Below are 13,903 nucleotides of genomic sequence, written 5' to 3'. Positions count from 1 at the left end.
GCGCTGAAGCGCCCCGAGAGCACCATCGTCCGGGCGGACCGCGCATCTGTCGGCAATCTCGTGACCTGGGCCAAACGCCAGCTCAACCTCACGGCCGTGCCTCACCCACGCAGCTCACTTCTTGAGGAACTCCAGAAGATCCTTGTTGAAGCGTTCCTTGTCGCCCGGCACCAGGGCGATGCCATGCGAGCCGCCCTCGTAGACCTTCAGCTCGGCGCCCGCGATGAGTCTGGCGGACTTGCGGGCGGTGGCGTCGATCGGCACGACCTGGTCGTCGTCGCCGTGCACGACGAGCGTCGGGACGTCGAACTGCTTGAGGTCCTCGTGGAAGTCCGTGGTGCCGAAGGCGTCGACACAGTCGACGCCGCCTTCGAGGGTCTGCGCCATGGCCATGTACCAGAAGGCGTCCTTGTTGCCCTGGGTGACCTTGCTGCCCTCGCGGTTGGCGGAGAAGAAGCCGACCGTGGTGTCCTTCCAGAATTGCGACCGCTCCCGGAGGATGCCCGCCTTCATGTCGTCGAAGACAGACCCCGGGACGCCTTCGGGGTTGTCCGGACCCTGGAGCATCAGCGGTGGGATCGCGGACAGCAGGACCGCGGAGCGGATCCGCCCGGTGCCGTGGCGGCCGATGTAGCGGGCGAGTTCGCCACCGCCCATCGAGTGCGCCACGAGCGTCACGTCCTGCAGGTCGAGGCTGGTGATCAGATCGTTCAGGTCGTCGGCGAAGGTGTCGAAGTCGTAACCGTCGTACACCGGCGTCGAACGGCCGTGACCGCGCCGGTCGTGCGCGATCCCGCGGTAGCCGGCGTCAGCGACCGCCTTCAGCTGGTCCTGCCACGCGTCACCGTTGAGCGGCCAGCCGTGGCTGAACACCACCGGACGGCCGCGTCCCCAGTCCTTGTAGAAGATCTCGACACCGTCTCGCGTCGTGCAGACCGGCATAGCGGGTCCTCTCGGTTCAGCGAACAAGCCCTACCCGAGCATCACCCCCGCCGCCGTCGAAAGCCATTCGAAGCTTCACCGAGGGTGGAGCTTCCCTCGGAAGCGATCACAGGACACACCCGTCTGGGTCGTAGTCCCACTCCCATCGCTCCATGTGTCCGGTGCCGCGGTAGAGGTGCTGGCCGGGCCCGCCCCCTCCGAGGTTTTTTGGTCGCCGACCGCGTCGGGGCGGGGCGACTTCCTCCGACGACCGTGCATTCGTCGTGGTGGGCGCCAGCGGCAGGGATTCGCGTAACGCTGCACCGTAGGCTCACCCGACTCTGGTGCGCTTCCTGACAAGAGAAGGCCCGGAGCCTGACGCCGGTACCGGCATCGTCTTTTCCGAAACGCCCGTCGAGCTCGTCGGGTGCAGAGAGACGAAAGGTCACTCATGCCTCGCTCCATGCGCGCGCTCGTGGCCGGAGAGGTGGGCGAGCCTGCCGATGTCCTGCGGCTGGAGTCCCGGCCTGTCCCGACGCCGGAAGCCGGTCAGGCGCTGATCCGTGTGAAGGCAACTCCGGTTCACGCCAGTGATCTGCACGTGCTGCGTGGCCGCTACGGTTTCTCCCCCGAGTTTCCCGCTGTCGGGGGCCACATGGAATGCGTGGGCCGTATTGCGGCACTGGGTCCGCATACCGAGGGACTGAGGGGCGGCGAGCGTGTGGTGGTCGCTGCCGTACCGGCGGTGCCCGGGCCTGATGTGGCCGGAACTTGGCAGGAATACCTTGTTGTCGATGCGCGACGGCTCTTGCCGGTCCCGGACGAACTGAGTGACTACAGCGCCTGTCAACTCGCTGTCAACCCCTTGACCGCGCTGCTCTTGATGACGCGTGAACTCGACGTACAGCCCGGTGAGTGGTTGTTGCAGACGGCGGCGGGTTCCACCGTCGGCCGACTCGTCATTCAGCTGGCCAGGCATCTGGGTATCCGCACGATCAATGTCGTACGGCGACGTGCTGCCGTCGAGGAGATCAAAGGGCTGGGTGGTGACGAGGTCATCTCCCAGGTCCGCGGTCTCGTCACCGATGAAGTGCTGAGCATCCCCCAGGGCCAGCCGTTCCCGCTCGAACGCTTCCCTGAAGCCGTCGCGCTCGCCGAAGCACCCGCACGCGACGCCAAGCCACTCTTCGTCTTCGAAGACGGGCGGGACGAAGACGACAGGGAGGAAGCGGCCCTGCCAGCACCGGACGCAAAAGATTGAGACGGCGCGAATGCCTTGCCGCAGGGTGCACCGCGAAGATGTCCGATGGGCCTGCTCTACGGCCGCCGACAGCGCGCCTCGGTCCAATGCCGTTCGTTCGGTCCTTGGTTTCAGGCGTGGTCGAGTGACTCCGAGGTATCACTACAGGCGTCTGCGATGCGCCCGTCGAGCGCAGCGTGCACTGTGGGGAAGACCGGGAGCAGCGTGTCGAGGCCGAGGAGGCGCCACACCTGCTGATAGTGGTCGCTGAGGGCGGCGAGGCGCAGGGTACCGGCACGGTTGTCGAGCGCGCGGGACAGCGTGATGATCATGCTGACGCCCGAGGAGTCGAGGTACTGCACTTCGGAGGCGTCGAGTACGAGCGTGTCGCAGCCTTCCTTGATCAGGTCTTCGCACCGGGCGCCGATGTCGGAAGCGTTGCCGTAGTCCACCTCGGTCGGCAGCCGCAGAACCGTCGTGGCCGCGTGCTGTACACGCACCCTCAGCATCGAGAATCGACTCCCATCCAGATCGTTTATGCCCGTGCCACCGGCGCCTTTCTGTTTGTCGCCGCCCGGCGACACCACGCGCCTACCCTGGGGCGACGTCGGTCACGCGTGTCTTCAAGCGCTGGGCCGGTGAGCAGACCGTTGTCACCAGCGGGCTTAGCCGGGCAGCTCGGTATGCAGGCGGATGGTGGTCCCTTCGTCCGGTGTGGACCGGATCTCGACGAGATCGCACAGCTGGTGGACGAGCCGCAACCCGCGTCCACCCACCTGCCTCGCGGTCGGCATGGTCCGGCCGGCCAGTGGGTCGTCCAGGTAGCCGGCGTCGCGGAACTCACAGATAAGCCGTCGTTCCTCGCTCCAGGTGCGCAGCACGCCTTGTCCGCCGCCGTGGCGGATGCTGTTGGTGGCCACCTCTGTCGCCGCCAGGTGCAGTTCGCGCAGGCGCCGACCGGTCAGTCCGTGCTGTTCGGCGCAGGCAGCGATCTTCTCTCGCAGGGCGGGCAGGTCGCCGCTGGTGTAGAGGAACTCGTCGTACGGGTCACAGGGGTCGGTGAGGGCGACGAACGCATACGGTGCCCGCGCGTCGTAGTCGTCGCACGGCACCGTCCGGCCGTCCCTGCGGATCTGGGGGTGGCAGCGTGCCATCCGGGTCAGGGCGGCCTGGTCGCGTGCGACGTCGTAGGGGCACAGCAGCCACCAGGCCGGGCCCTGGGCGAACGCCCTGTTGAGCAGCCACTCGTGGTAGCGCAGTTCCTCGGCCTCGGCAGTACTGCGGACCTGGTCCCAGGGGGATTCGCCGATCCCGCGGACGGGCCGCCCCTCCGAGACGTGTTCCTTGATCCATTCTTGCCAGGCAGCGATGAGCCGCCCGGGATGACGCGCGACCCGGCTGGTGTCGACATAGCGCACGGTGTCGTTCTCACGGATCTCTGCACGCAGCAAAGACGCCTTTTCCTGCGGCACCGCCACGACGACGGCCTCGTCACCGTCAAGCGCTTCCTGGATGAAGCCCAAAGCGCCCGCGACGAATTCATCGCTGCCCGAGTACGGATACAGCTCATGCCGGTATCCAGTGCCGTCGAGGGGAGTGGACGAAGAGAAGGTCACGGCACCATCACCACCGGAACGTCGGGGACCGCGAAGCCGGACAGCTCCCAGGCGAGCCGCACGGTCTCGTTGGTGCCTTCCAGGATGACCTTGCGATCCGGAAGGTGCCTGGCGGCATCGGCCAGCGCGCTCATCCCGGCGGCATCGAAGAACTCCAGGGTCTGGCAGAGCAGACGCACCGTCGGCGTATGAGCGACAAGGGTGCACAGAATGGTGCCGAAGGCCACCGCGCCGTCGCTGTCGACGGTGCCGGTCACCGTCCAGCCTTCCTGCTCGGTTCGGTACACCCGGAACGCGGGGGAGACCGGACGGCTGCCCAGATGATGCGGATGTACACAACCGATCTGCTGCAGAGCCGGCAGGTCCCAGTCAGCACCGCTGTAGGCGCAGACCACCATGGCTCCGGTGTCGGCGGCGAACTCCTCAAGATCGAGCTCGCTGCGCAGCCACTCCCCGTTCCGGTCCGCGCGAGGGCCGGGCACGACATGGTGCAGCACGCGAAGGGAGCGGAACCCCTCCCGGTGGGCAGCGGCCGCCTCCCGACGCACCGCGGAGAGAAGAGAACCCTGCAACCGCGCAGGGTCCAGGACATGCGGTGCGAACTCACTTTCCGCCCGCGGGGCGGGGCCGACGATCACCACCTTGTCGCCGTGCAACGCACCGTCCGCGACGAAAGCCCGGCTGCGGTCGATGACGTCATCGGTACGATCCAACAGGTGGCAGACGTGATCGCCAGTGTCGACCTCGTCCAGCGTTGGCAGCACGCGCGGCGCTCTCACTACTCCTCCCTCGCTCCTTTCCTACCCTACTGCTCCTGTCATCTCCTCCCGCATGGTCCCCAAGGCCGGGAACTGCGCTCGCCACCTTGTCCGGCTGCCGTCGCCCCGGTGACCAGACGCCTGCCTCGGAAGGTCTCCCGCAGCCGGCCGAGGAGAACGGCTGAGCGCGGCCGGCGCCGAGTTGCGTGCCTGCCACGGCGATCAGGACGACGGCGCTCGACGGTCCATCGCTCATCCGGCCAGGCAGCTCACTGGAGGTCTCGGCCCCGTCGGCTCGCGCAGGGCGGAAACCAGCGCCGCACACCTGACCATCGACTCCAAGGGCCGACGCCTACGCGGTGGGCGGATCGGCGCCGTCGCTGTCGTGGGTAGAGGGGGCCATGATGGCCTCGGGCGCGGCGGCGACGTCTTCGGACGGTGCTTGGATGATCTCAACCTGCGACGGGCTCGAGTATGTCAAGGTCGGCACCGCTTACACGACGGTCGGTCCGACAGGCCGTCGGGCGACCACGATGAACGGACCGGCCGACTCGATCACCAAAGAAGCCCACGACAAACAGGCTGCGCGGAAGTGGGTGTCGAAGGTGCGCAAGGTGAAGCCGGACGCGGCGTCGGGGTTGGACCAGGTGGCCGGCGGATGCGCCGTGCCGGAGGAGTCCAGCACGGCGGCGGTCATCGTGTCGTAGGCGACGGCTTGCGTCTCCGCGGTGTCGATGTGCAGGTAGAAGGCCAGGTCGGCGTGGGTGCAGTCGGCCGGGATCGTCACCTTCTGCGCGAGCGTGTCGGTGTGCGTGGTGCCGAAGCCATCGATCCAGGCGAACCATTTGCCGCTGTGCGGCACTTCCCGCGGGTTGTGGGACACGAGTCATCCCCCGTCCACGGCGACGCGGTCCCGGTCTCGAAGCCGCCGTTGCCGAGCAGCTGGCCGGCCGCGCACGTCCCGCCGCCCCCGCCGGTGGCGGGCAGCTTGTACGCCTGCGCGGCCGCCGCCGACCAGCCGAACTCGTCGTTGTCGCTGAAGTAGTAGTACGTGGCGCCGTTGGGCAGCATCGCCGCGGTGATGCCGCCGAAGCCGGACATGAACGGCACGTACACCGGGCTGGTGAACACCGGGTTGTCCGCCGAGGTGAACCGCCGGGCCCACAGGCCGTCCTGGTAGTGGTAGGTCTTGCCGGTCGTGTCTGCGGTCGTGGTGATACCGCGGTTCGCCGGGTTCTTCTGCATCGCGTCGGCGAGCAGCGTCGGGTCGAGCTTCTGCACGCCGCCGATCTTCCCGCCGTCGGCGTTCAGGAACCGGCTGACCTTGGCGATGTCGTCCTGCGTGTAGAACAGGCCGTACCCGCCGAACGGCTGCCCGGTGGCACTGTTGTCGGTGCGCTCGGTGGTGAGCACGTCCGGGCTCAGGTGCAGCGGGACCAGCACCTGGTCGCGGATCCAGCGGTAGAGTTCGCTGCCGGCGCCGGCCTTGGACACCAGGTAGTTCTGCATCGCCCGGGCCAGCACGAAGGTGTCGGAGGAGTGGTAGACCCACTGCGTGCCGGGCGCGGCGGAGTGCGGGAAGGCCAGCGCGGCGGTCATCTTCGGCCCGTACGCCTCGGCGTCGAAGAACGCCGTCATGCCGCTGCCGGACTCGTCGGACTCGAAGGCGCTGGAGGAGTAGTTGCCGGTGGCCATGTTCGCGGTGTCCTGGAACGTGACGCCGGTCCAGGCGGAGGTGTCCGCCTCGCTGACCCAGTCGCGGATCAGCTGCGATGGCACGGACGAACCGTAGACCTGCGTCAGCCGCATCAGCACGATGCCGGCGAACATCGTCTTGGCCAGCGAGAACGACGGCAGCACCATCTGGTTGCAGTACGGGTACGCGCCCTGCCGGGTCCGACACGCGCCGACGTAGTTCACCCCGGCGTAGGACACGCCGTACGTACTCAGCGCCGAGGCGGTGATGCCGCTGCCGAACGCGCTGGTGTCGATGCCGGCGTTCGGGTGGTCGGTGCTCAGCGCGCTGATCGGCTTGGTCGGGATGCGGTCGGCGACCTCGGCGGCGTACGCGTTCTCCAGGTCGGTGTCACCGGTCACGGTGTGCCGGGAGTAGGTCGCGCCGACCTGGCCCCACATGTCGAACTGGAAGTACTGACACGTCTCGTGCGTGATCTGGTAGCGGACCCGGGAGATCTTGCTGTCGTCGAAGAGGAAGGTCAGCAGGCCGTTGTGCACGCAGTTGGCGTTGCGCTCGACCAGCGTGAAGGGCAGCGAGCCAGTACGAGGACGGTCAACAAGGCCCAGCGGCGCCGGGCGTACAAGAGGGACACGGTGAACTCCTCGGGAATGCGAAGGGGCGGTGCCCGCATTCTGGGGACGCGCGGTGCTGCCGTCGAAGACCAGTCGGGGTTCGACGGCATGCCTCGAAGGCATCGGCGGGGGGCAGAGGTCGGCCGGACCGACGGCCGCCGGGGGCAGAAGTCATGGTGCGAACAGCGACTGTCGGTGATTATTGGTTCATGCCGGCGGCGGCCCGCTGCGCCTACTGAGCGCGGTGAGAGCGGCGCGTGCCAAGTCTCTTGCGCTTTCCGCTACGTCAACTCCTATGCGTCGGTGCGGCCGGAGGGACTGGCCCGGCGATGAAAGGCACGGCTGTGGCCTGGTCCCTCGCGGACGTGGCCCGGATGCCCACGGTGGCGTCCCGAACGCTGCGGCACTACGACGAGATCCGGCTGCTTGTTCCTGCGTACCTCGGGAGCAACGGCCACCGCTACTTACAAGGAGGCCGAGCTGCCGCGGATGAACTTCCCTGATGGCGGGCGGTGGGGCCCAGGCGGCCTTTCGTCGCCGCGCCCGCCGGGGGCGGATCTGGCCGCTGACGGGGCACAGGATGTCGTCGCCAGACGCACATGCCAGCCCTGAGTCATCCCTCGGACCGTGCAGAAGCAGAACTGGTCAGACTCTCCCGCAGCCAGTCATGGCGGAACTGGTACGCCGGTCCCGCCGCCCGCAGAAGGTTGCGGCGCCGGGCGTCCTCGAGAAAGGACATCAGACGCACCGGGGTGCCTTCACTGATGGTGAGCTGGACGGCGGAGAGGGCAGCGGCAACGCCCAGATTTCCGACCGGGCCGGCAAAGAGGCAGGCCCATAGCCCAGCTGTGGCACCGACCAGGACGCCGTTCCTGAGGCCGAACTCGTGGGCTGCGAGCGAGCCGCAGAACACTGCGACTGCGACTCCCGTCAGGAGACCGAGGACCAGCCTCAGCCCGATGTGGTGCCGCCAGACGTCCCGCGGGCTGACCGCCCGGGTTTCCGTCACGGGGCGCTGACTGAGACGGTCCCTGAGCTCGTTGTACTGGGGTCCTGAGCCAGTGCCGAGGATGGTCCCGCCCACCAGTTTGTAGCCGCGGCTGCTCACCATCGTCGTGCCGAATCCGAGTGGAAGCGCGGCGAGGTAGGCGAGCCAGGCAGGCAACGGGTCGATCCCCGGCAGTCGGAAGACAAGCCAGGACGTGGTTCCCGAGAGGAGCCAGATGAAGGTGCCCAAGGCGACGGCGCCGGGCGGGAAAATGTCGCGCCACCCAGCGCTGGGGAGCGGCTGCTCGTCGCTGAGCTCCGCATGGTGGTGGGCGGCCACGATTCCCCCGACGAGTGCGCAGAGGGGCCCGAGCACGCATGCCAACACCGGGCCGGTCGTCCCCCACAGTGCGAAGAGACCGACCACCCCGTACAGCAGACCGGTGACGGCCCCGACGACGATCATCCTGGGGCGGCGGTCCGTCCAGGTGGGGATGTGCCACCAGCGCAGGTCACGGTCGGCTTGGGTCCGGGTGACTTGCGTGGCGAGGTAGCGCAGCGTCCGTTCGGCGGTCTCGGGCGAGTAGCGCGGGCGCGGGCGTCTCGGTTTCGGGGTGTAGGCGGCGGTGACCAACTGGTCCAGGAGGTGGTTCTGAAGGGATCGGGTGCTGGGGAAGCGGGCGGCGTCCAACAGCTCGTCCACGGGGCGTCCATCGGTGTCGGCATAGATGTCGCGGAGCAGGCCGATCGCCAGCGGACTGGTTAACGTCTCGGCCACTGCGCTGTCGGGTTCGTCCAGGAGCCTGCGGTTGAGCTCCTGCCAGCCGGACGGGGCCGGATCCGGCAGGGGATTCATCAGGTAGGCGCTGGCGTCCTCCGGGCAGACCGGCTGGATCTCCAGTGCTGCCGCTCCGCTCAGCCGCTGCCGCCTGCTGGTGAGAGCCCTGGCCCGGGAGACAACCACCACACGGAAGCTGGCCTCCTCCAGCGCGCTCAGCATGGCGGCGCGTTGCTTCGCACCAACCTCGTCGAGCCCGTCCAGGAACAGCGCAATCCGCCCTTCCTCCAGGAGTTGCCTCGCCCGCGCGACCCCTCCTTTGCTCCGGAAAAGGGTGTACTCGCGGGAGAGCCGGCCTGCCGCCCAGTCGGTCGCGCTCTCCTGATCGGGGTCCCAGCCGAATGGCGTGAGCATCACCGGCACGGGGATGTGGGTCCTTACGTCCGGCGCCGCCTCCGCGCGATGCTTGAGTGCCTCCCGGAGTAGCAGCACCACGGCAGACGTCTTGCCCACCGCTGGCTCGCCCACGAGTAGCAGACGGCCCGAGGCCAGCCCGCCGTAGACCGCGTGCAATTCGGGGAGAGTTCCGCCCCGGCGCAGAACGTCGCGGGTGACTGCAGCCAACCCGGGCAGCGGAGCAAAACGGGCGCGGCCGTCCTCGGCGATCGCCCCGTCGATCCGGCCCGCCACTCGGCGTTTGGTCACCTGCCATCGCACCGGAAGGGGCGCAGGCTCCAAGAGCCGCCGCAGCTTGGCCTCCTTCTCCCACTCATCGCGCACGGCCTTGGCCAGTGCATCGGCCGCAACGTCCAGAGGGGGGCGCGGGACGGCGGCCTGTTGCACCTGGATGAACTTGCGGATCAACATGTACCCGGTGTTGGCCGGGCCGCCGTCATGGGCAGTGGCGTTCCCGGTACGACTCACATGCACCGCGCCCGCGGGCCCTGAGTCAGGCCCGGTGTAGCCGGATGCCGCGGTGGCGCCGTCGCGGGCGGTGGCCTCACCCGTTTCCGTGGCGGCTACCTTTGCCCCCGGCGTTGCGACTGCGGCCTCGGGGCTGACGCCAGGGTCGCCGTCCGGGGCGGGGCGGCGCCGGGGCCATCTCACCATCGGCCAGGCCTCTCCCGCATGCTGTGACCTCCCGGGCCCGGTCAGCTGAAGTCGATACCCGTATTTGCACTGCTGCCGGAGCCGTCCGAGGTGGCGTCGCCGGTTCGCTCCACCCGAATGGACACATTCCCGGCTTGCTGCGGGCCTCGCACGCCGGTTGACGCCCGGCCTCCACTGGTCGCCGTGGCCCTCCCCGTGTCGGCTACCACAAACGAGGGTTGTGGGTTGGAGGTGGGGGACTGCATCAAAGCCCAAACCAGGGCGGCAATACCAGTGGCGCCCTGGACCGACGCGGCAACCAACTGCCCGGTATCCGGATTGTCCAGCAGCCAGAAGAACGGCGTTGATGCCATCAGTACGACCGCGACCACGATGACCGTGATCTTCCTGCTTCGCGACATACTCACTCGCCCCTCCCAGCAGCCAACGAACGCCTGCCTTCAGCAGCATCGGATGAACTTCGCTGGTACGCAAGGACGCCTCTGCGCGGCCACCGGTTCCCACCACATGCAGAGCCGAACCCAAGAACTTGACAGGGAAGGCAGCCCCCTCTACGACGTCGTCGCCGACCAGGACGTGGTCGTCACACCCGGCGGCACCACCCGCCTGGCCATCGTCGCTCCGTTCAAGCCCGCCCACGTCCTGCTGCAGGCCAAGGACGACAAGACTGGCAAGCTCCTGCCCGGCGCCACCGTGAACATCGGCAGCGGCGATACGACCCGGCTCACCCTCACCACCGGGCCGAGGGGGGGAGGGGGTGGTTCACGGGCTCGGGAGTGGTCGAGACCCGAGCTGTCCGGGACGCGTAGTCGGGGGTGATGTGACGGGGCGGTGCTGTCTTCCGTGCTGGTTCGGTGCTGACTGAAAGCCCCTGTCACCACCCCACTTCCACCCTCCCGTGCTGACTGACTGCGTTGCGCCGTCGTGCGGCCGGTGCTCGGCACAGAGGGCGCTCGTTCACGACGGAGGTCCAGTCCCTCGCGATCGTGGACGATCTCGTTCGTCGACGCCGCGAGGGTGGTTCGTGACCGTGAGCGGGCGATCACCGGGGTGATCCAGGGAACGGCTGAGGCGACTCGTCCGGCCCGGGACGCTCGACCCTGACTTGGCCGCCGTGATCCGAGGCCGAGGGGGCTGCTCCGCGCCGGATGTGCCGCGGTAGTCCTCAGGCCGGGGGGAGCGTGGCGGCCGCGGCGCGGATGAACGCCATGGCCGTCTCCAGGTCGCCGGGCTCGGACCGGTGCGTCAGTTCGCCGATCACACTCGCCACCGTGGCTGCCAGGACGCGGGGTGCGAAGTCGTCGGGGCGCCACCCCTGTTCCTCGGCGAGGAGCCGGGCGCCGTCCTGGATCACCTCGGTCAGTCGCCCCCTGCACAGGCCCTTGAGCTGAGGATTGGCCTGGAGCATACGGTCATGGAGCTGGTCGAAGTCGCCCTGGGCCCCTTGCTGTGCGCGCAGCCACTGCTCCACGGTGTCGAGGATTCCCTGCCCCTGGGGCCGTGCGTGCAGAGCCCCCGCCAACTGGTCGACGAACGCGTTGAAGTGTGCCATCGCCAACTCGAGCTTCGACGGGAAGTAGAGCGTGACGGTGCGGGGTGACACCTCTGCCGCCTCGGCGATGTCGGCAATGCTCGTCGCGTCGAAGCCTCGCTGCGCGAACAGTTCGTAGGCCGCGGTAAGGATCGCTTCTCTGCGCCGCGCCTTGCTGCGTTCCCTGAGGCTGTCACCCATGCCAGCAGGTTACCACCCATAGTTATTTTACAGCGGGTGGTAAAAATGCGTTACGCTGCAAATCGGCGGGCGTGCCGTCCGTTCTGGCCCGCCGCTGTGCACTTCTGCACCCTCTTCTCCCCTTGATCAGGGTCTCGACCAGATCTGTTAGGAACGCATCGATGGCCTCACGCCTGTACACCTGGGCGCGCTGGGTGGTTCGCCGCCGCCGCTGGGTGATAGCCGCCTGGATCCTCCTGCTCGCCGTCGTCGGCGGCCTCGGAGCGACCCTGCACGGAAAGACGTCCACCGAGTTCACGGTCCCGGGCGTGGAAGCGCAGCGGGCGCAGGACCTGCTCAAGGAGAAGTTCCCGCCCGCCGCCGGCGGCGTCGTCCGGATCGTCGTCGCCGCCCCGAAGGGGAGTGCCGTCACGGATCCGGGGGAGCGGAAGGCCCTCGGCGCAGCCCTGCGCAAGGCCGCGGAGGTGCCCGGTGTGGTCGCCGTGTCCCAGCCGGTCTCCAGCGGCACGATCTCGGCCGACGGGCGGATCGCGTACTCCGATGTCCGCTTCCGGCAGGAAGCCGCCGAAGTGCCGCAGACGGCCAAGGACGACCTGTCCACCGTGATGGAGCCCGTGCGAGAGGCCGGTCTGCAGGTCGAGCTGGGCGGCTCGGCCATGCTCCCGCAGACCAAGGCGGGCGGGCCCGCCGAGCTGGCCGGCGTCGCGATCGCCTTCGCGATCCTCGCCGTTGCCCTGGGTTCCCTCGTGGCGGCCGGACTGCCGCTGGTCACCGCCCTGGTGGGCGTCGGAGTGGGTGTGCTCGGCACGATGTTCGTCTCCCGCTTCGTGACGATGACCGGCACCGCGACCACGCTGGCGCTGATGATCGGTCTCGCGGTCGGCATCGACTACGCCCTGTTCGTCATCTCGCGCCATCGCGAACAGCTCCAGGACGCCGAAGCCGACTGGGAGGAGTCGATCGCGCGGGCCACCGCCACGGCGGGCGGCGCGGTCGTCTTCGCCGGCGCGACCGTGGTCATCGCGCTGGCGGCCCTGGCCATCACCGGCATTCCCTTCCTGACCGTCATGGGCCTCGCGGGTGCCGCGACCGTGCTCGTCTCCGTCCTCGTCGCCATCAGCCTGCTTCCGGCCGCCCTCGGCGTGTTCGGTGAGCGGCTGCGCCCGCGCCGGCGGGAGCGGGCAGGGAAGCGCCGTCAGGGCTCTCCCGGCGCCTGGGGGCTGGCCTGGGCGCGAACGGTGACCCGCGCACCGATCGCGGTCCTGCTCGTCGGCGTCGTGGGCCTGCTGGCCGTCGCCCTGCCGGCCCGCGACCTGCGCCTGGGCTTGCCCAGCTACGCTTCGCAGCCCGACACGAGCACCCAGCACCGTAGCTACGAACTGCTCACCGAGGGATTCGGTCCCGGTTTCAACGCCACCCTGATGACCGTGGTCGACACCGGCGGAATCCCGAAGGGCCAGCGCCAGGCCACCGTGTCCGCACTGCGCGGCAAGCTGTCCGCGGACAAGGACGTGACCGTCGTCTCGGATCCGGTGCCCAGTCCGGCCGGCGATCTGACGGTCATGGCCGTCGTCCCCAAGTCGAGCCCGGACGCCCAGGCGACCACCGACCTGGTGCACCGTCTGCGCGGGAACGCGGCGATGGTCGCCGACGCGGGCGGCACGCTCTACGTCACCGGCCAAACGGCCATGGCCATCGATGTCGCCGGCAAGCTCGCCGACGCCCTGCCGCTGTTCATCGCCGTCATCGTCATCCTGGCCCTGATTCTGCTGACCATCGCCTTCCGGTCCGTGCTGGTGCCCATCAAGGCCGCACTGGGCTTCCTGCTCTCGGTCGGCGCCGGCCTGGGCGCCTCGGTCTGGGTCTTCCAGCAGGGGCACCTGAACGGCCTGCTCGATGTGGCCGCGACCGGGCCGGTCCCCAGCTTCCTGCCCGTGCTCCTGATCGGCGTGCTCTTCGGACTCGCCATGGACTACGAGGTGTTCCTCGTCAGCCGGATGCGTGAACACCATGAACACTTCGGGGATCCGGCCGAGGCCATCGCCCAGGGCGTCTCCCGTAGCGCACGGGTCGTGGTGGCCGCCGCGCTCATCATGGTCGCGGTCTTCGGCGGGTTCGTCTTCAACGAGGACCCGATCATCAAGGCCATCGGCTTCGCTCTGGCCTTCGGCGTGTTCGTCGACGCCTTCCTCGTCCGTATGACGCTGGTGCCGGCCGTCATGGCGCTCCTCGGTCGGCACGCCTGGCGGATGCCCCGATGGCTCGGCCGGCTGGTGCCGGATGTCGACATCGAGGGCGCACGGCTGCCGAGCGCCTCCTCGGTCTCGAAGTCCGAAGCGGGCACGGGGCAGCCGGACGAGAAGGCGGCACTGCGCGTCTGACACCTTCAGAGATCACGAACGAGCCGGGGTCGGCCACCCGCACGGGTGTGGCCGACCCCGGCTCGTTCGT

The 13,903-nt window shown here is 68.7% G+C and carries 12 protein-coding genes and 1 pseudogene; 4 read left to right on the top strand and 9 right to left on the bottom strand.

Going from position 1 to position 13,903, the window contains the following annotated elements:
- Positions 1-114: 114 nt before the first annotated feature.
- Positions 115-942 (bottom strand): alpha/beta fold hydrolase, encoded by an 828-nt coding sequence (locus ACZ7KF_RS20100; protein WP_471076433.1) that lies wholly within the window; start codon positions 940-942, stop codon positions 115-117.
- A gap of 442 nt (positions 943-1,384) precedes the next feature.
- Between ACZ7KF_RS20100 and ACZ7KF_RS20095 the strand changes: the two genes are divergently transcribed.
- Positions 1,385-2,182, top strand: coding sequence for an alcohol dehydrogenase catalytic domain-containing protein (locus ACZ7KF_RS20095; RefSeq protein ID WP_471076431.1), 798 nt, complete (start codon positions 1,385-1,387; stop codon positions 2,180-2,182).
- Between the two features lie 110 nt (positions 2,183-2,292).
- On the opposite strand, the gene ACZ7KF_RS20090 is transcribed toward ACZ7KF_RS20095, so the two are convergent.
- The 5 genes from ACZ7KF_RS20090 to ACZ7KF_RS20070 all read right to left on the bottom strand — a co-directional run bounded on the left by ACZ7KF_RS20090 (position 2,293) and on the right by ACZ7KF_RS20070 (position 6,770).
- Positions 2,293-2,748, bottom strand: coding sequence for an STAS domain-containing protein (locus ACZ7KF_RS20090; RefSeq protein WP_471076428.1), 456 nt, complete (start codon positions 2,746-2,748; stop codon positions 2,293-2,295).
- A 78-nt stretch (positions 2,749-2,826) separates the two neighbouring features.
- Positions 2,827-3,777: an anti-sigma factor RsbA family regulatory protein gene (locus tag ACZ7KF_RS20085; protein WP_471076425.1), complete on the bottom strand. Its 951-nt coding sequence runs from the start codon at positions 3,775-3,777 to the stop codon at positions 2,827-2,829.
- Complete coding sequence (locus ACZ7KF_RS20080; RefSeq protein WP_471076422.1) at positions 3,774-4,556, bottom strand: MEDS domain-containing protein; 783 nt, start codon at positions 4,554-4,556, stop codon at positions 3,774-3,776. The genes ACZ7KF_RS20085 and ACZ7KF_RS20080 overlap by 4 nt, the downstream gene beginning before the upstream one ends.
- A 472-nt stretch (positions 4,557-5,028) precedes the next feature.
- Positions 5,029-5,322, bottom strand: a complete 294-nt coding sequence (locus ACZ7KF_RS20075; protein ID WP_471076419.1) for a hypothetical protein — start codon at positions 5,320-5,322, stop codon at positions 5,029-5,031.
- Positions 5,319-6,770, bottom strand: coding sequence for a serine hydrolase domain-containing protein (locus tag ACZ7KF_RS20070; RefSeq protein ID WP_471076416.1), 1,452 nt, complete (start codon positions 6,768-6,770; stop codon positions 5,319-5,321). Before ACZ7KF_RS20070 ends, ACZ7KF_RS20075 begins: the two co-directional genes overlap by 4 nt.
- 404 nt (positions 6,771-7,174) lie before the next feature.
- On the opposite strand from ACZ7KF_RS20070, the gene ACZ7KF_RS20065 reads away from it, so the two are divergent.
- A complete protein-coding gene (locus tag ACZ7KF_RS20065; protein ID WP_471076413.1) occupies positions 7,175-7,348 on the top strand; it encodes a MerR family DNA-binding transcriptional regulator in 174 nt (57 codons plus the stop codon).
- Positions 7,349-7,458: 110 nt separating this feature from the next.
- On the opposite strand, the gene ACZ7KF_RS20060 is transcribed toward ACZ7KF_RS20065, so the two are convergent.
- Both ACZ7KF_RS20060 and ACZ7KF_RS20055 read right to left on the bottom strand, forming a co-directional pair.
- Positions 7,459-9,477, bottom strand: coding sequence for a hypothetical protein (locus ACZ7KF_RS20060; RefSeq protein ID WP_471076410.1), 2,019 nt, complete (start codon positions 9,475-9,477; stop codon positions 7,459-7,461).
- A gap of 284 nt (positions 9,478-9,761) precedes the next feature.
- Positions 9,762-10,121: a hypothetical protein gene (locus tag ACZ7KF_RS20055; protein ID WP_471076407.1), complete on the bottom strand. Its 360-nt coding sequence runs from the start codon at positions 10,119-10,121 to the stop codon at positions 9,762-9,764.
- Positions 10,122-10,260: 139 nt separating this feature from the next.
- Between ACZ7KF_RS20055 and ACZ7KF_RS20050 the strand changes: the two are divergent.
- Positions 10,261-10,482, top strand: a pseudogene (locus ACZ7KF_RS20050) (hypothetical protein); the annotation flags it as partial.
- A 403-nt stretch (positions 10,483-10,885) separates the two neighbouring features.
- Here the strand turns inward: ACZ7KF_RS20050 and ACZ7KF_RS20045 are convergent.
- Positions 10,886-11,452, bottom strand: coding sequence for a TetR/AcrR family transcriptional regulator (locus ACZ7KF_RS20045; protein WP_471076404.1), 567 nt, complete (start codon positions 11,450-11,452; stop codon positions 10,886-10,888).
- A gap of 161 nt (positions 11,453-11,613) precedes the next feature.
- Here ACZ7KF_RS20045 and ACZ7KF_RS20040 point away from each other — a divergent pair, with 161 nt between their 5' ends.
- Positions 11,614-13,833, top strand: a complete 2,220-nt coding sequence (locus ACZ7KF_RS20040; RefSeq protein WP_471076401.1) for an MMPL family transporter — start codon at positions 11,614-11,616, stop codon at positions 13,831-13,833.
- Positions 13,834-13,903 lie beyond the last annotated feature (70 nt).

Source organism: Streptomyces sp. NPDC038200 (assembly GCF_055600785.1).
This window is presented reverse-complemented; position numbering and strand designations above follow the sequence as displayed.

Bases quoted from the DNA above. Each gene is read 5' to 3' on its own strand.
- ACZ7KF_RS20055 (WP_471076407.1), bottom strand. From the start codon at position 10,121: ATGTCGCGAAGCAGGAAGATCACGGTCATCGTGGTCGCGGTCGTACTG.
- ACZ7KF_RS20060 (WP_471076410.1), bottom strand. From the start codon at position 9,477: ATGTTGATCCGCAAGTTCATCCAGGTGCAACAGGCCGCCGTCCCGCGC.
- ACZ7KF_RS20040 (WP_471076401.1), top strand. From the start codon at position 11,614: ATGGCCTCACGCCTGTACACCTGGGCGCGCTGGGTGGTTCGCCGCCGC.
- ACZ7KF_RS20095 (WP_471076431.1), top strand. From the start codon at position 1,385: ATGCGCGCGCTCGTGGCCGGAGAGGTGGGCGAGCCTGCCGATGTCCTG.
- ACZ7KF_RS20100 (WP_471076433.1), bottom strand. From the start codon at position 942: ATGCCGGTCTGCACGACGCGAGACGGTGTCGAGATCTTCTACAAGGAC.
- ACZ7KF_RS20065 (WP_471076413.1), top strand. From the start codon at position 7,175: ATGAAAGGCACGGCTGTGGCCTGGTCCCTCGCGGACGTGGCCCGGATG.
- ACZ7KF_RS20045 (WP_471076404.1), bottom strand. From the start codon at position 11,452: ATGGGTGACAGCCTCAGGGAACGCAGCAAGGCGCGGCGCAGAGAAGCG.